General features: G+C 57.0%; 9 protein-coding genes and 1 tRNA gene. 1 reads left to right on the top strand and 9 read right to left on the bottom strand.

What is annotated here, in order from left to right; translation table 11 throughout:
• Positions 1 to 97: 97 nt before the first annotated feature.
• The 9 genes from H7F11_RS05405 to H7F11_RS05365 form a co-directional block, all read right to left on the bottom strand.
• Positions 98 to 1699, bottom strand: a complete 1602-nt coding sequence (locus tag H7F11_RS05405; protein WP_193650131.1) for an LTA synthase family protein — start codon at positions 1697 to 1699, stop codon at positions 98 to 100.
• Entirely contained in the window at positions 1683 to 2465 is a 783-nt protein-coding gene (locus H7F11_RS05400; protein WP_193650130.1) for an SDR family NAD(P)-dependent oxidoreductase, read from the bottom strand. The genes H7F11_RS05405 and H7F11_RS05400 overlap by 17 nt, the downstream gene beginning before the upstream one ends.
• Positions 2372 to 3682 (bottom strand): capsule biosynthesis protein, encoded by a 1311-nt coding sequence (locus H7F11_RS05395; RefSeq protein WP_193650129.1) that lies wholly within the window; start codon positions 3680 to 3682, stop codon positions 2372 to 2374. The genes H7F11_RS05400 and H7F11_RS05395 overlap by 94 nt, the downstream gene beginning before the upstream one ends.
• Positions 3679 to 4800, bottom strand: a complete 1122-nt coding sequence (locus H7F11_RS05390) for a beta-3-deoxy-D-manno-oct-2-ulosonic acid transferase (protein WP_193650128.1) — start codon at positions 4798 to 4800, stop codon at positions 3679 to 3681. Before H7F11_RS05390 ends, H7F11_RS05395 begins: the two co-directional genes overlap by 4 nt.
• Positions 4801 to 6126 carry an aminotransferase class I/II-fold pyridoxal phosphate-dependent enzyme gene (locus H7F11_RS05385; RefSeq protein ID WP_193650127.1) on the bottom strand — a complete coding sequence of 442 codons (1326 nt, stop codon included), beginning with the start codon at positions 6124 to 6126 and terminating at the stop codon, positions 4801 to 4803.
• A 9-nt stretch (positions 6127 to 6135) separates the two neighbouring features.
• Positions 6136 to 13458 carry an SDR family NAD(P)-dependent oxidoreductase gene (locus tag H7F11_RS05380; protein ID WP_193650126.1) on the bottom strand — a complete coding sequence of 2441 codons (7323 nt, stop codon included), beginning with the start codon at positions 13456 to 13458 and terminating at the stop codon, positions 6136 to 6138.
• Positions 13455 to 14630 (bottom strand): glycosyltransferase family 4 protein, encoded by a 1176-nt coding sequence (locus H7F11_RS05375; RefSeq protein WP_193650125.1) that lies wholly within the window; start codon positions 14628 to 14630, stop codon positions 13455 to 13457. The genes H7F11_RS05380 and H7F11_RS05375 overlap by 4 nt, the downstream gene beginning before the upstream one ends.
• A 7-nt stretch (positions 14631 to 14637) precedes the next feature.
• Complete coding sequence (locus tag H7F11_RS05370; protein WP_193650124.1) at positions 14638 to 15819, bottom strand: polysaccharide biosynthesis/export family protein; 1182 nt, start codon at positions 15817 to 15819, stop codon at positions 14638 to 14640.
• Between the two features lie 190 nt (positions 15820 to 16009).
• Positions 16010 to 16084: transfer RNA gene (locus H7F11_RS05365), tRNA-Val, on the bottom strand.
• A gap of 169 nt (positions 16085 to 16253) precedes the next feature.
• On the opposite strand from H7F11_RS05365, the gene H7F11_RS05360 reads away from it, so the two are divergent.
• Positions 16254 to 16817, top strand: a complete 564-nt coding sequence (locus H7F11_RS05360; RefSeq protein WP_227485280.1) for a C40 family peptidase — start codon at positions 16254 to 16256, stop codon at positions 16815 to 16817.
• The last annotated feature ends 12 nt before the right edge of the window (positions 16818 to 16829 follow it).

Below are 16829 nucleotides of genomic sequence, written 5' to 3'. Positions count from 1 at the left end.
CCTTGTCCGGCAGGCTGCTGCGCTTTGTGTACGGTGTTTAACACCGTTGTGTGGACGCAAATGTGAGACCGCAGCACGTTTTATCAGCGTCTGGGTTTTACTCCAACTCTCGATAACCGTTGTACCTCTGTATTTCTATTTCGCAGCTGATTAGGGCCAGAGCGTGAACCCCCAGCTCTTCGACGGCAATTTCCGGCTGCTGGAGGCTGCTGGGGGCTGGGTGGCGGGAGGACCAGAGCCAGTAGTCGGTGCGACCATCTTCAAAATGACGGGCCTCATAGAGTTTTTCCATGATGGGGACATGGTCACCATAAAACCCCAGCACACTGGGTAGGGACAGCCTGGGCAGTTCGGTCATGAACTGCTGCAGCATGGCGCCAGCGTTGCGGACGTGGCGCAGGTAAATGGCAAGGTCATCGGCGCTGACAGAAGGCTTCTGCAAGAGCAGGGTTTTCTTTTCTGCGGCGCTGACCGATTCCAGATGCAGAGGGCCGTGGTTTTCCATGGTAATAATGAAGATGAAGGTCGGCTGGGTGGCCCCCTGCAGTATTTGCAAGGTCTTGTCGGCAACCGCCCGGTCGCCGGTATAGGGGCCACTGCGATCTTCCGGCGTAAACTCCGCGACATCCAGAAAATCATCAAAGCCGAGCAGTGGGTAAATCGTATTGCGGGCGTAAAAGCTGGAGGGATAGGGGTGGATGCAGATGGTCCGATAGCCTTGAGCCTTGAGTCGCCAGGCGATGCTGGGCAGGGGCCGACGCGCCAGAAAGCGGTAAGGCTGAAACTGATGAATACCGAGCGCAGCAGGCGACCAGCCGGTGAGCAGACTGAATTCAGTGCGGATGGTATTGGCTCCCCAGGGCGGTACACGAATTTGCCCGCTTTGCACACATTGACGTCGGGCCGCGTCAAAATCCCTGAACACTTCCGGGGCAATGTGTGGCCAGAGGCGGCGCGCATCAAAAAACGATTCGCTCTGGACGATGACCAGATGACCCGTTGATTCTGTATGACTTGGGGTTTCTGAGATATTCGGATTCGGAATAATCGGCTGCGGTTCTGACCAGGGACCAAAGGGTCTGGCAGCGGGCACCTGAACAGGGGCCCGTTCTGCCCAGCCATATAACCAGAGACTGGGGGCGAAACCCATGTCGCGAATATCTTTGTCCGGCTGCAGGCTGGGTACGTCAGACCAGCGGTCGCCTATCCAGAGCAGGCAGGCTGCAGCGAACAGCGACAAGGCATTATATTTGAGAAAAACCAGCCAGGGCATTTGTGCAGTCAGTGGTGTTTCCGCCCAAAGCGCCGTACCAATGACGGCTATGGCAATAATCCCCAGGGCGATGGCCCGCCACAAACCGAGAAAGGGTAAATACAGGCGGGGATGTTTGATGGCATCGGTGAAGTATTCAAAGTCCATGAATACAAAAGGTTCACGCAGGCTGGCTTCTTTGGCATTACCCACCAGCACCACCGCCAGCCAGATACCGAGACCCGCCAGCATGGCAAATATCGGCCGCTGGACGATGAGCAGAAAGATTGTGAATATCAGCAGCCACAGGCCGCTATGGAGCAGGTAGGTCCATAAGGGGCGGCCCGGCAGTTTGGGGCGGGGGTGCAGCAACGCTTCGGCCGCAAACGACAGCAGCCAGCCGATGCCCAAACACCAGGGCCAGAGCAGTTCAGTCATGGTGGCCATTGTAGCCCATCAGGCCGACAATCCAGACGGAAATAGCGGCAGGAAGCACCGCCAGCCACCAGGTGCCGAAATTGAGGGGAAAGGGAAAGCTGATGCGCGCCTTGTTGCGGGCGAGCCCTTGGCGGATGAGTACCGCCGCGCGGGAGGGCTGCATGAGGAAAGGCTTGGGACCGGGCATTTCCCGACACATGACCGAGTCCACATAGCCGGGCATGATGACACTGATGCCAATGCCCTCTTTTCCCAGCCAGCCACGCAAGGCTTCGCCGTAGGCTTTGATGGCCGCTTTGGAGGCACAATAGCTGGGGGTGACAGGCAGGCCGAAGTAACCGGCCAGGGAGCTCATCAGGGCGATTTGTCCGGCATGGCGGGCGCGCATGGCGGGGAGCACGGCATCTACCAGTACCCGACTGGCGTGCAGATTCACGTCCATGAGCGCTTCGGCTTCTTCCCAGACTTCGCCGGATTCGTCGGGGCCGGTATTGATGTTCATGCCAGCGTTGGAAATGACCAGATCCAGCGGGCCGTTTTTTTCGCAATCCGCCACCCAGGCACGCAGGGTGGCACTGTCGCGCACGTCAAAACTGCGCTGGGTGACGGTTGCGCCCCGGGTCTGGGCAGACTGCACAATGGCGTCCAGTTTTGCGCGGTTACGCCCATGCAGGTGCAGGGTTACGCCGGGTCGGGCGTAGGCGGCGACCAGGGCGGCGCCAATGGCGCTGGTCGCGCCGGTAAGAAGGATGGTTTGCGGAGATCGTTGCGGCATAAAAGTTCCTCTATGGGGGACTGTTGTAGTTCAAGTCTGGCAGCGGCGGTTTCCAGCGCCAGTTGCATACCGGTGTTGCAATAAAAGCCGCCGTTGATTTGGGTGCCATATATCAGCACCCGGCGGAATGCGGACCAGAGCTCCGGATCGGGAGCATGGGGCTGGTTCCAGAACTCGGCAAGACGCTGCTGGCTGGTGAGACCAGCCACATTGTAAACCGGATCGGCCAGAGTAATCACCGGTTTTCCGGAGTTGAGTGCCCAGGTGCCCACCGTACTGTTGATGGTCACCACGCCCTCGCAATGCTGCAGGAAAAGTTCCAGATTTCCGTAATCATAATAATGAATCCGGTCAAGGATCCCGAGTTGCCGGGCGGTTTTCTGAGCAAAGGCTTCATAGGGAAGAATACCGGGGTCCAGGGGATGATTTTTGATGATCAGATGCAGGTCTTTGTCGGCATATTGGGCAAAAGATTCCAGACTCTGGCGAATAAAATCATAGGTATCACAAAATTCCGAATGACAGGTGATCTGGCTGTCACTGTAGAGCTGCAGAGGGAGCAAAAAAAAGGGCTGCCCCCTTTCAACGAATTGATAATTGCGGGCCAGATCGCTTTTCAGTCGGTGCCGGATTTTGGGGTAGCGGCGCACATACCAGAAGTATTCGCGAAGGGGATGCATGGGGGCGTGATGCCGATAATGCCGGTAGGCAACAGGGTTCAGAATATCGCCACTATGGTAAACCACGTCATGCAGGGCACGTATTTTGAACTTGCCGAGAAACGCCTGACTATTATCGGGTATGGGCACCCGGTCAATAATGTGACGATACCAGTCCGGGTCCTTGGGGAGTTGGGAATGGGCATTGACACCTCCCCTTTCCAGGGTCAACCAGAATGGCCGCAAATAACCTTCTTCAAAAACGTGGACCGCAACATTCTGCGCTTTGGCGTGGGTATGCACAGACTGATGCACCGGACGCTGGTCGCCAAAAAGCACGACATCGGTGATCTGTTCGCGCTGGAAAGTCTGCTGGAGAAATTCCGGCAGCACATCCAGGCTGTTGCGGAAATGCAGGGCCTTGCGCGGAAACCAGTAGACCATGTCTCCGCCACAAAACTGGACTTTCAGCACCTGATGGCCGCGCTGGACCAACCGGTCGGCGAGCAGGGCAAAAAACGGGCTGGCGACCCCTTGCAGAAACAGGAATTTCTTCATCGCACCCCCACCACCTGACGCAGCACCAACCGAAAGGCTTTGCGCCAGAACGGCAGGTGATAGTCGTTTGCACCACCGCGTTGGGCATGCAAGGCATTGACTGCGGCCTCGGGGCTGCAGAGACATTGTTCCTGAGGGTGAATATAACGGGGGTAGAGGATCAGCGCAGCAGCAACCAGGGCATCCAGACTGAGTAGACGTTGCCGCCGGGGGATCGTTTCCTGGTCGTTGGTCAATCCCCATCCGGCGTAAAATGGACTGCCATGACAGGTCACCGGTTTGTCGCGCAACAGTGCTTCAAAACCCGCTGCGGAGGTCATGACATGCACCTGATCTACCTGGGTCAGCAGTTGATGCATGCTGACATTGTGAACCACTTCGTCGCAGTAGGCAGTCGCCTGCTCTTCCCCCGCACCCACCCGGCGCAGCCCGGCACTGACGTCAGGGTGGGGTTTGTAAACCACATAGGCGTCGGGGTGCATTTCTCGCACTTTGCGCAGCAGCGCCAGATTACTCTGGGTGCTGGCGCTGCCCAGGGCAATGCTGGCGTCACTTTCCACCTGTCCGACGACCAGGATGACCTGGGTAACGGCCTGATTTTGGGCTAATGCCTGCGGGTCGGATTGTTGCTGTTTGCTGAACCGCCGGGCGGCGGGATGACTTTCAGGCGACCGAATGCTGGGCAGACGGGTTTCTGGCCGCTGCCAGCCCCCCTGCCCGACGTTATACTTGGTGAGTCCCAAAGCCACAATCTGCTCACGCAGGGCATGGGCGCGCTCCAGAAGCGTCGCATCAAAATCATGGGTGGCGAGTATTTGTTCAAGGTCCGATGCTTTGCTGGCGTCGTAATAAAGGCCGCTGCCATCAAAACAATAAGACAAGGGTGCAATCAGGTCAGCACCCAAGCCAATGGAGCGTAAAAAGCCATCCTCCACACGAATAATGGGATGACTCTCCGGCGCAGTTTGCGCTCCCCAGAGCAACAGAGTGGATCCTGCCGGTGCCTGACGGGTGTTGCGGATAAAGTGCAGTCGCGTCTCGGGCAGAAAGGCCCGCAGCGGCCCCTGTTTCCAGGCCGAAAATCCGACGGCGTATAAGTCTGCGGGAATTACCACCATTTAACACAAGCCTTTCAGCCTGATCAGGCTATCCCGGAGTTCTTCAGGGCTATGTTCGACGTTCAGGAAAAAACGCAGGCGCGCCTGTTTTTCCGGCACCGCTGGATAGAGGATGGGTTGCACATGCACGCCCTGCTCCAGCAATTGGGAAGAGAGCCGCACGGCCTGCAGGGAACTGCCAATAATCAGGGGGGTGATGGCATAACCGGCGCTGAACCCCGTATCCATCTGCTGCCTTTTCGCTTCTTCCAGAAAATATTGACCACGTTCGTGCAGGGTTTTGACCCTGTCTGGCTCTTTCTGGAGGATAGTCAGCGCCGTCAGGGCGGCGGCGGCCAGGGGCGGGGCCAGTCCGACACTATACAGGAACCCTGGTGCCAGATAGCGTAAGTTGTCGATCAGGGCCTGCTCTCCGGCAATATACCCACCACAGGCGGCGAGGGTTTTGCTGAGGGTGCCCATCCAGATATCGACATCGTGGGTATTGACACTGAAATGCTCGGCAATGCCCCGGCCGGTGGCACCCAAGACGCCGAAAGAATGGGCTTCATCTACCATCAGCCAGGCCTTATGCTTTTTTTTCAGGTCGATCAGGCGCGGCAGGTCGGGGAAATCTCCGTCCATGCTGTACATTCCCTCTACCACAATCAGGACCCGCTCCGCTTTGCGCCGCTGCTGACGTAACAGGGTTTCGAGTGCATTCAGATCATTATGCGGAAAACTGAGGCGTTGGGCGCCCGACAACAGGGCTCCCTGGACAATGCTGTTATGGGCATATTCATCGTGCAGAATCAGATCACGTGCACCCAGTAAATGCCCGATGGTGGTGACATTGGTGGCGTGACCGCTGACAAAAGTCAGGGCATCATCGACCCCGTAAAAATTGGCCAGAGCTTGTTCCAGTTGCCGGTGCAGGGGGCGTTCACCCGCCACAATGCGGCTGGCAGATACCGAACTGCCGTATTGGGCAATGGCAGCCTGAGCGGCAGCATTCACTTCGGGATGTCCGGAAAGACCGAGATAATTGTAGCTGCCAAAATTGATGACGCGCCGTCCGTCGATGGCACTATGCGCCCCGGCAGTGCCCTGGTGAACATGGAAAAAGGGGCTTTTGACGCCAAAGCGTTCCGCGCTTTCCTGCATGAGATGCACTTGCTGATAACCGGGTTGGCGATCAAAGCGGGTGAAAGCTTCGGGAATTTCCGCTCCGCCAATTTTGGCCCCGGGCGCGGGGGCCGCCTGTATTTTTTGCAGGCGCTGTTCCAGACCTTTCTGGATGAGCTTTTCCTTGAACTGGGCGGCGATACTACGATCAGCTTTGGTCATTTTCCGGTCTCAGGTAACACCGTGTTGGGCTTCCAGCTGTTCACGGGTAATGCTTGCGGTACCCGGAACATACTGTTGTTCTGGGTCGTTACTCAAAGACTGCACCAAACGCCGCGCCAGACGCAAGGGAGTTGGCCCCTCACTGAGCAGAAAAGCGGGTAATTTGACACCCACACGTTCTTCCAAAGCCAGGACCAGTTCAACGCCCATGAGCGAGTCGAGACCGAGTTGACTGAGATTCTGATCGGGCGTGATTTTATCTGCTGACAGGCGCAGAATCTGGGCGACTTCCCGGCGGACGGTATCCACCAGCAATTGTTCTGCTTCGGCCGTGGGCAGGCTTTGCAAGTGACTGCGCAGGTCTTCATCACTGGACGTTGCATCGGCCTTTCCAGAGGGCATAACCGCCGCAAAACGGGGGCTTGTGGCCACCGGCAGAAAACGCTGAAGGGCACGCCAGTCGAGATCAGCCACCATCCAGCCATGCGCGTCACTGACCATCATGTTTTCCAGCACATCCAGGGCGGTACTGGCAGTCAATGCGGCTCCACCCAGACGTTGCTGCAATAAGTCACGGGTTTTTTCGTGTCTGGTCAAATACCCCACATCGGCAATGGCTCCCCAGAGAATGGCCAGAGCGGCCAGCCCCTGCTGACGCCGCCATTGCGCGAAAGCCTCCATCCAGCTGTTGGCCGCCACATAATGCGCCTGCCCCGGATTGCCGAGCACGGTGGTCATGGAAGAATACAGAACGAAAAACTCCAGGGGCTGATTGAGGCTGGCCTGATGCAGATTCCAGGCACCGGCCACCTTGGGCTGGACAACTTTATCCAGCAGCTCTGCGCTGAGATTCTGGGCCAGGGCGTCTTCGATGACGGCAGCCGCGTGGATGATACCGTGCAGGGGACCGACTTCCCGGGTGATACGCTGGATGAGCATCTGTACCTGAGGGCTTTCGCGGACATCGCAGGACCAGGCGTGGACCTGCACGCCTTGCGTGCGTAAGCCATTGAGGATGAGGTCGGCAGCCGGGTCAGGTTGACCGCTGCGACTGACCAGCACCAGCTTTCTGGCACCACGCTCCACCAGCCGCTGTGCTGTCGCGAGGCCAAAGCCACCCAGCCCCCCGGTAATCAGGTAAGCCGCTTCCCCATTGAGTTGTAAGCGCAAAGCCGCTTCGGATCGGGGCGCATGGGGCAGATAGGGTGCGCTCATCTCGACCACCACCTTACCGATCTGGCGGGCCTGCTGCATGTGCCGGAAGGCATCGGTGACTCGGGAGGCCGGGAAACGGGTAGCGGGCAGCGGGAAGAAGTCTCCCGCCTCGAAACGGGACATGATTTCCGTAAAGAGGGTCTGGGTGAGTTGCGGTCGACCTTTCAGGAGCTGATCGGCATCAATGCCGAAGTAACTGAGATTATTGCGGAAGGGTCGCAGGCCAATGGCATTGTTTTCGTAAAAATCGCGTTTTCCCAGCTCCAGAAAACGTCCGAAGGGTTTGAGTATCTGGAGATTGCGCAGGACCGCCTCGCCATACAGGCTGTTCAGCAGAACATCTACCCCTTCGCCTTGGGTATCGGCCAGAATGGCGTCGGCAAAATCCAGGCTGCGCGAGTCATAAATGTGCTGAACCCCCAACAGACGCAGAAAATCGCGTTTTTGCGGCGAGCCTGCCGTAGCATAAATTTCCGCCCCCAAATGCTGGGCTATCTGGATGGCGGCAATGCCCACCCCACCGGCAGCCCCGTGAATGAGGACTTTTTCGCCAGTCTGCAACTGGGCCAGCGTGTGCAACGCATACCAGGCGGTCAGGAAAACCGTGGGAATGGTGGCGGCGGCACGCATGGACAGGCCTTCGGGGATGCGGGTAATGGCCTGCTCCGACGTGATCAGGCGCGTGCTGAAACTGGCCGGGGCAAAGCCCAGCACTGCGTCGCCTACCTGCCATTGCGTCACAGCAGCCCCTACCCGCCGGATTCTGCCCGCAAATTCCAGGCCCAGCGTGGGACCGGAGAAACCGTTTTCCAGGGCTTCATCCGCCAGCAGACCCAGGGCATACATGACATCGCGAAAATTAAGCCCGGTACTGTCTACGGCAATTTCCACTTCATGCGCCCCGGGGGTCTGCTCTGGCACGTCTACCCACTGCAGATGACGGAGCTGGCCGGGCAGGGAAAATTGGAGTTGCTGGATGGGTACGGGCTGAACGGGTTGCGTCGGGGTTTGCGGATTATCATGACTAGCCGGCTGTAATTCCGGGGCAGTGCCTTCCTGCACCTGCAAAATATAGCGTCCGCCCTGAACATCCAGCAGAAGCTCGGTTTCAGGACCGGGGCTCAGGTATTCTGTAACAACCATTTGTACGGTCTCGGGACTCCCCTGCCCCCAATCCACAATGCGCAACTTCAGCTCTGGCCATTCGTTTTGCAGACTGCGGGCAAAACCACACAGACCAGCCTGTCCCAGACTGTGTATGGCGCCGAAGGCAGTCGCAGAAGCAGCCCCTCCCAAACCGCCATCACTCAACAGTAGCAAGGGGATGACCGGGTCCTGACGCAGACACCAGAGTCCCGCCTGTTGTAAGCGTTCGCAGTCCATGCGCAGCCTGCTGGCGGCTGATACGCCTTCTGCTGACAGATCCTCTCCATCCGCAAAATCCGGCAGAAAAATCATTCCGGCTATCGGCTTGACTTCAGCAGATGCAGCGAATGGCGTCGACGTCCCCTCCACCGGCCAGGGCAAATGCCGGCATTCCAACCCCTGGGCCGCCAGGGCGTTTTCCAGTAAATAGGCGGCAACGCTCCCTACCCCATTATGGTCGGGGCTGCTGCAGAGCAGTACCGCAGCAGCCGGTTCGGTACGGATCTGTTCAAGGAATGCTGACTGCTCCAGGCTTTTACGGGCAATAAAGCCATAAGCTCCCGCTGCTTCGTCTGGTGTCAAAGCCAGACTCAGGGCGATGCCGCGCTGCTCCAGCCAGTCCTGAATCTGCGTTCGCGAGGGGAGAGCACTTGCCGCAGGATCCACTTCACTCCACCAGTTTTCGGGTTCCACTCCCTGGACCAGCAACAACCCGCCGGGTACCAGGCAGCGCTCGGCAAATTCCAGCATCTGCCAATGATGTTCCGACAGCGCGGCATCCAGACGCAACCAGATCAAATGCATGGCTGCGCAAGGAGTTGTAGTGATTAGCACGGACTGCCAGGGTTTGTCTTCCCGGGTTTCGACGTCTTCCGATGCATAAGCCCGCCATAGGGATATGCGCGGGTCGGTATTTTCTGCCCAGAGCGCGAGTGCTTCCGGTTCGCCACTGCAAATTTCCATGAAATTCAATGTCTGCGCAGCAGATAACTGCTGTAGACACTGGTTTTGCAGATCTTGCAGACAAAGCACCAGTGAAGGGCTGAGGGTATCCATCAATACCGGCATCAGGTCTGCCAGCAAAGAGCCGTCGGGAGCATCCTCAGCAGCTTCACCTTGGGTACCCAGCCCATATCGGCCAACCGCCAGGGTAATCGGGAAAAACTCGGGATAATCCTGTAAAAGCATTTGCCAGATATCGTGCGCCGCCACTTCCGGGTCACTGTGGTCTGCTGATTCTGCGGCATAAGTCTGTAACAGGGTATGAATCAGTGGCGAATATTCTTGCGCATAACGCTGCAAAGCGGGTTGTCCGGACTGATGCCGGGCAAAAATGCTGTGGATACGCGGCTGATCCAGTTCTGCGACAAAATGCTGATGTTCAGGACGCGGTACGGGGCGCAGCACCGACTGGACATAGCGGAGCTTTTCTCTTTCCGGCTTCTGCAACCGCACCCGGCGTAAACGCAGGCTGTCGCAGCAGGCGACGAGTTCGCCAGCTTCTCCCCAAAAGCTGAGGCGGGCCAGCAGCGACTGGGGAGAGTGGCGTAGAACTTCGACCACAACCCGCAGTTTCTGCGTTCCCGGTACAAAGACGCTGAGCCCGGCAAAACGCACGGGAACATAAGCCCAGCCCGCCGGAACCGGACTTTGCGCCAGAAAATCCACAAATAACTGCATGGCGCCGTCGAGCAAAGCGGGATGAAGCAGGTAGGGTTCTGACATCGCGCTGCCGGACAGTTGTAGCTGCAGTTGCCCCTGGATGGTAGTGCCCTGCAGCCAGCCCTGAGTCACCGTCTGGAACTCAGGCCCATAATGCAGACCGGCAGCCCGGCAGCGTGCATAATGTTCCTCTCCCTGGAAATCTGCCCGTTCACCGGGCATGCTGGTCGGAGCAGGGGTTCCTGAACTTTGCAGACTGCGCTCTGTCATGCCTTGCGTAGCCCCTAAACGAACCCGGCCCTTGGCATGGATGACCCAGTTGTTTTCCATCTGCTTGCGGGAACGAATCTGGAAATGACCATCTTCCTGAAGCTCCACGCGGACGATCCTGCTGCGCGCACTGTCCAGCAGCAAAGGCAGAAGAATATCCAGCTCTTCCACCGTCCAGGCCCGGGTATCCTGGCGTTCCGTCAGTTTTTCCCGGGCTGCAGCCAGTGCCAGTTCGACAAAACCCGCGCCGGGGAAAACCACGCCATCCCCAACCTGATGATCTGCCAGAAAAGCCTGGCGGGACGTGTCCAGACTTTGTTCCCATTCATGCGGATGTCCGGCCACAGGATGCCCCAGCAGAGGATGCACCGCATAACGATATAAAGTACCTGCTGATTCCGGGGTCGTTTGATGCCAATGCCTTTCCCGTTCCCAGGGATAATCGGGCAAATCCACGAGCGAACTGCGAACCGGAAAATACCGCTTCCAGTCGGGCTCAACGCCAGCCAGCCACAGTGCCGCCAGGGTCTGACGGATGGCTTCCGGATGATTTTCGTTGCGACGCAGGGTGGGAATCACCCGCCCTTCCTGTCCACCTGCGGTGATTGCCTCCTGCAGATAACCCCGCAGCACTGCATGACCACCAATTTCTACAAACAGATTCCATTGTTCCAGAGCGACGGCGGCTGCCTGCTGGAAACGGACGGGCTCACGAATATTGCGCCACCAGTAGTCGGCGTCCAGGGCTTCACCGGCAAGCACCGTTCCGCTGACCGCAGAAATAAAGGGAATTTGCGTTGCCTGCGGTTTCAGTTCCTGCAGAACTTCCATCAGCTCCGCATGGAGCGGGTCCATGCAGGCGCTATGGAAAGGGTAATCGATATCCAGCCGTTTATGGCCGACACCTTGAGCCTGGAACTTTTTCTCCAGTTCACCCAGCGCTACGCTACTGCCAACCACGGTTGCCCCCCGGTGACTGTTCCAGGCAGCAATGCTTATGCTCTGGTCCAGACCCCAATCGTGAAGATGGGGTATCAGCACATCGGCTGAAAGCGCGACTGCCGTCATTTGCCCCTGCCCTCGCGACTGACCCTGCAAACGGCTCCGCTCGTATATGACCAGCACCGCCTCGGCCAAAGTCAGGGCACCACTGGCCCAGGCAGCAGCCACCTCGCCAACACTGTGACCGGCAACTGCCGCCGCCACAATTCCCTCGGCACGGAGCATGGCCGTAATGCCAACCTGCAGGGCAAACAGGGCCGGTTGCGCCTGTTCAGTGGCTAAATAGCGTTCATCTCCCAGACATCCTGCCAGTTCATCCTGTAGCGTGTAACCAGCCAGAGGCGCAAAGTGGCGATCCACTTCAGCGATGCTGCGGGCGAACACCGGGTCCTGAAGCAGTGCCTGCCCCATGCCTGCCCATTGACTACCATTGCCGGAGTAGACAAATACCGGTCCTTGTATTTTTTCCATGGCCTGGGCAGCGACGCTGTCGCCCTTTCCTTCAGCAAAGGCACGCAGTTGCGCGGCCATGTTTTCCTGAGGGTTCATCCAGAAAATAACGCGCTGCGCCAGCCAGGCCCGGCGGAAATTGGCCTGATACAGTGCCGCATAAAATTTCTCCTGGTCCGCAGTCGCCAGCCAGTCTGCAAAGTCCTGAGCCACGGCTTGCAGCGCAGAGGGCGTAGCCGCACTCAGACAAAGCGGTTTATGACCATCGGCCGAACTCCGCCAGCGCGGGGATCGGCGTTGGCGCGGGACTTTGGCGGATTCCAGAATGATGTGGGCATTGGCACCCCCGAAGCCAAAAGAATTAACCCCCACCAGCAAGGGGCCTTCGGCACGGAGTGGACGCATACGCTGCACCACTTCCAGGTGGTAGGTATCCAAAGCCAGTCGGGGATTAAGGGTTTCTATCCCAATAGTCGGCGGAATCAAACGGTTTTGCAGGACCAGAATACTTTTCAGCAAACCCGGAATACCCGAGGCGGTTTCCAGATGGCCGATGTTACTTTTTACGGAACCGATGGGTAGTGGCTGATCGGCATCGCGATGGATACCCAATGCCCTGCCAATGGCTTCCACTTCAATCGGATCCCCTATGGAAGTCCCGGTACCATGGGCTTCCAGATAATCCAGTTGCCGGGGATCAATTCCTGCAGCGGCGTAAGCCTGTTCCAACAGGCTTTGCTGGGTATTGACTCCGGGAATGGTCAAACCGGATTTGTACCCGTCCGTATTGATGGCGCTGTGGGCCACCACCGCCAGGATCCGGTCACCATCGCGCAGTGCCTGTGCATGATCCTTGAGGATAAATACTCCTCCGCCCTCGGAACGCACATAACCATCTGCAGAAGCATCAAAGGGGCGGCAGCGTCCACGTTTGGAAAGCATGGAGGCTTTGGAAAAAATGAGAAATCCGTAAGGATGCAGATGCAGGCTGATGGCTCCGGTCAGGGCCAGATCCGTTTCCCCGTGCAGTATCGACTGGCAAGCCTGATGAAAGGCTACCAGCGTCGAAGAACAGGCGGTATCTACAATAAAACTGGGTCCCCGCAAGTCGTAAAAATAAGACAGCCGATTCGCCGCAATACTGGCCGTTGAGCCCGTGGCGGTATTGGCATCCACGGCGGCCAGATCATCCGCCAGCCGCGAAGCATAGTCGGTGCTGGCCAGCCCGATAAACACGCCGCAGCGACTGCCACGCAGATGTTCAGGGCGGATGCCGGCATGGGCAAAGGCCTCCCAGCTCATTTCCAGCAGCAGGCGCTGCTGGGGATCTATGGCAGCGGCTTCACGCGGAGAAATGCGAAAAAAACCGGCATCAAAACCCGATACTTCACCCAATGAACCGGCGGCAAAAGTGACTGATGTGCCGGGATGACTGCGTTGCGGGTGCTGCAGATACTCTTGCGCCCAGCGGTCTTCGGCTACCTGGGTGATCAGATCATCTCCCGTCAACAAATGTTGCCAGAAGCTGCCTTTGTCTCGGCACTGTGGTAATCGGGAGGCATAACCAATAATTGCAACTTTTTTCACAATAAGCTCACAAATTGTTCGAATTTTTCAAAATGTTCAGACCATGTCGGGGCAACAAAACCTTTTATTCTCTGCAGCTGCTGTTGACGGCGTTCGTGATCACGCTCGCTGAAATCGCGAATAGCCTGCAGCCAGACTGCTTCGTCATCCGTATCCAGATATTCCGGAATATTTCCTGCTATTTCCGCAAATACGGGCAGCGGATTGGCCAACACCGGTACCCCTGATTCCAGAGCTTCCAGTAAAGGCAACCCGAATCCTTCCGCATGCGAAGGAAAAAGTAAGGCCTGAGCGCCACGAAGATGCGCGAGCACTTCTGCGTCACTGCAGTGCGGAAGAAATTCGACGTGTTCTTTCAATCGCTCATTATGCTGCAATTCATACAGTAAATCGCCGCACATCCAGCCTACCTGGCCAATAATGCGTAATTGGGGAATATGATTCCAACGCCACTCCGCCATCATACGTTGCCAGAGATAGAGCAGGAAAGCATGGTTTTTTCGGGGTTCCAGAGTTCCCACCACCACAAAATAGGGCCTTGCCGGCGCAACTTCGGGACCGCTGACCGGGCTACGCCTTAAATGCGTACCCAGGGGTATGACCGCCATCGGCGGTATCGACATCTTGATATTTTCTGCATAGTCGCGAAGCGCCTCGGCGGTGTGCTGCGAATTGCTGACAATACCTGCCGACTGCCCGAGAATCACCTGCAGGCGTTTTCCATGGCGTTGGGTTGCATCGAGCTGACAGAAATGTGGATGGGTCACGGGAATCAGGTCATGGGCCATCACCAGCAGACGCATTTTTTTGCGACGCAGCCAGGCCAGATAGCTGGGTCGGTCCAGCCCACTGTGGCCCATGTTCAAAACCCAGCTGCCGGATTTTACCGGACGAAAGGCCAGTTTCAACATGTACCCAACCGTCTTGGCAAGACTGCCATGCCGCTGCCCATGCGCCCAGGCCTGCAAAGTATCAAACAGGGTCATGGAGGTGATTACCGATAGGGCAACCGCCACACCATTATGAATCATCATGGCCTGTGCCCGGCCATGGAAGTGACCAACATAGGCGAGACACACCCGGTCTACCCCGGTCGGTATGCGCCCCTTGCGCATACGGTGGACAAGCCGGGTAATATCTATATAAACCGGGGCTTCGCCAAGATCTGCCATAAAATGCTTACTTGACGATGCCCGCCGTACTCAGGCCCTGAATCGGGTAAACAATCTGCACGATCAGGCCCAGGAATTTCTGAAGATCGGTAATAGGTGCCGAGGCCACATAAATCAGATCCTTGTTCTGGATAGGGAACTCTTGTGCCGCAAAAAGCGTGGCAGGATTGCTGAAGTCAAAGCGGAACACCACGGGCACTTCCCCTTCGGCATTGGTTTGCAGCGGTTCTGGCCAATTGGTGAGGAAATTGGGTTTTTCCAGGCGGAAAACAAATACCGCCTTGGCATCAGCTTCATTGCCATTCAAACCACCTGCTCTGGCCAGAGCTTGTGCCAGACTGATACCCGAGGCTTCAAAATCAATTTCTTTGGTCTGAGTGGTCGCTCCCATGACGGTCACATGCAGCGGCTGATAAAGTGCCGTAATCACATCCCCTGCCCGCAAGGAAACATTTTCTTCGGGGTGCCGAATCACGTCTTCCAGAGGCAGTTGCAACACCTTCCCCTGATGAGAAAGCTGAATGGTGACCTTGTTCACCGGTTTATCGACCCCGCCCGCTGCCGCCAGCGCCTGCAGCACGCTGACTCCGCCAGGAATCAGCGGAACCTGGGTACTTTTACGCACATTGCCGACTACGGAAATGCTCTGGGCATGGTTACTGACCAGGCGGACCACCACCTGGGGATCATGGGCCATATTTTTCAGCCGGGCACGGATTTCAGCACCAATGTCGTCCAGGGTTTTACCGGCACAGGAAATTTTACCGGCAAAAGGAATGATGATATCGCCATTACTACCCACCATTTGCTCCGGAATGGAGGTCATCACCGAACCGGAACCCGTAGTGCTGTTTGCCGCTCCGGCAGAAGCAAAAAGCATGGCGGGTGGTGCCTCCCAGATATAAACCTGCAGGGTATCGCCAGGCCCCACCGTATACAGTCGCGGATTGGGGTTACTGAAGTCGCGCAGCAGGTTTAACTGAGGTGTATCCGCCCGAATCCGAATCTGATGGGCAAGCGCATAATCCACCTTGACCAGCTGAATGCCGCGCAAGGTCTTATTGTGGGCCACGTTCTCCACGGGTCCGGCACGCGGTCCTGCGTAAGGCATGTAGGAGGAGCAACCCGCGAGCCCCGCCAGCAGCAGACCGACAGTCAAAGCGCGCAAACCCGGATAACCTGTTGTCATCAGCAACATCCTCAGAAAAAACGGTCAGTTGAAAAGTTGGTAATATTATTTCCTGCTTGATTGTAACCGAATATCAACTTGGAGGTCATCCAATAGGCACGGCTATGCGCTATATCAGCCAGATTAGCCCGTCGTACTGAGCCAGAGCCACATCATTGGAGAGCGGCTGAGTTGCTTATTAAGTTTTATTTGGTGGGCGGTACAGGGTTCGAACCTGTGACCCCTGCCGTGTGAAGGCAGTGCTCTACCACTGAGCTAACCGCCCTGGATGCCGAACGGTTCCAGAGAGCGCGTAAAATACCAATCGCAGCCATTCAGGTCAACCAGCAGTTTGTCTCCCATGGTTAGCCTCTCTTGCCAAATCACAAGAATTAGGCTATTTACTTTCCTTAGAAAAAAGAATGAGGAAGACGCCTATGTCAAGGCAGTACTTTATGTTTGCGAATAGTCCCCTCAAACGGGGGGGAGTAACTCTTCTGTTTTTGACATTGACGCTCAGTGGCTGTGCCAGCATGGCCCCCAATAGCCCTTCTTCTTCCCCACTCCCACCCCAGCCCCCGGTACGATCCTCCGATTATGTGCAGCACGCTGAAGCTACTACTCTGGATGCTGTTCTGGTACATGCCATTTCGGAAATCGGCAAGGACTACCGATGGGGAGGAGACACTCCCCAGACCGGCTTTGACTGCAGTGGCCTCATTCAATATGTGCTGGAGCAGGCTGGCGTGGATATTCCCAGAACTTCTTATGCCCAGGCCGCTGCCCTGCCGTCCGTTCCCTTAAGTCGTATCCGCCCTGGTGATCTGGTGTTTTTCAATACCATGGGACAACCTTTTTCACATGTAGGGATTTACATCGGTGGGCAACAGTTTGTCAGCGCACTGAACCGACGCCAGGGTGTCGCCGTGCAAAGCCTGCAAATCCCTTACTGGGCTGAACGTCTGGATGGTGTACGACGGCCCATGCCCAGAGAATTACTGGCCATGCGCGATAACTGAACACGTATCCGA

The sequence above is a fragment of the Acidithiobacillus sp. HP-2 genome, assembly GCF_015100155.1.
GTDB lineage: Bacteria > Pseudomonadota > Gammaproteobacteria > Acidithiobacillales > Acidithiobacillaceae > Acidithiobacillus.
This window is presented reverse-complemented; position numbering and strand designations above follow the sequence as displayed.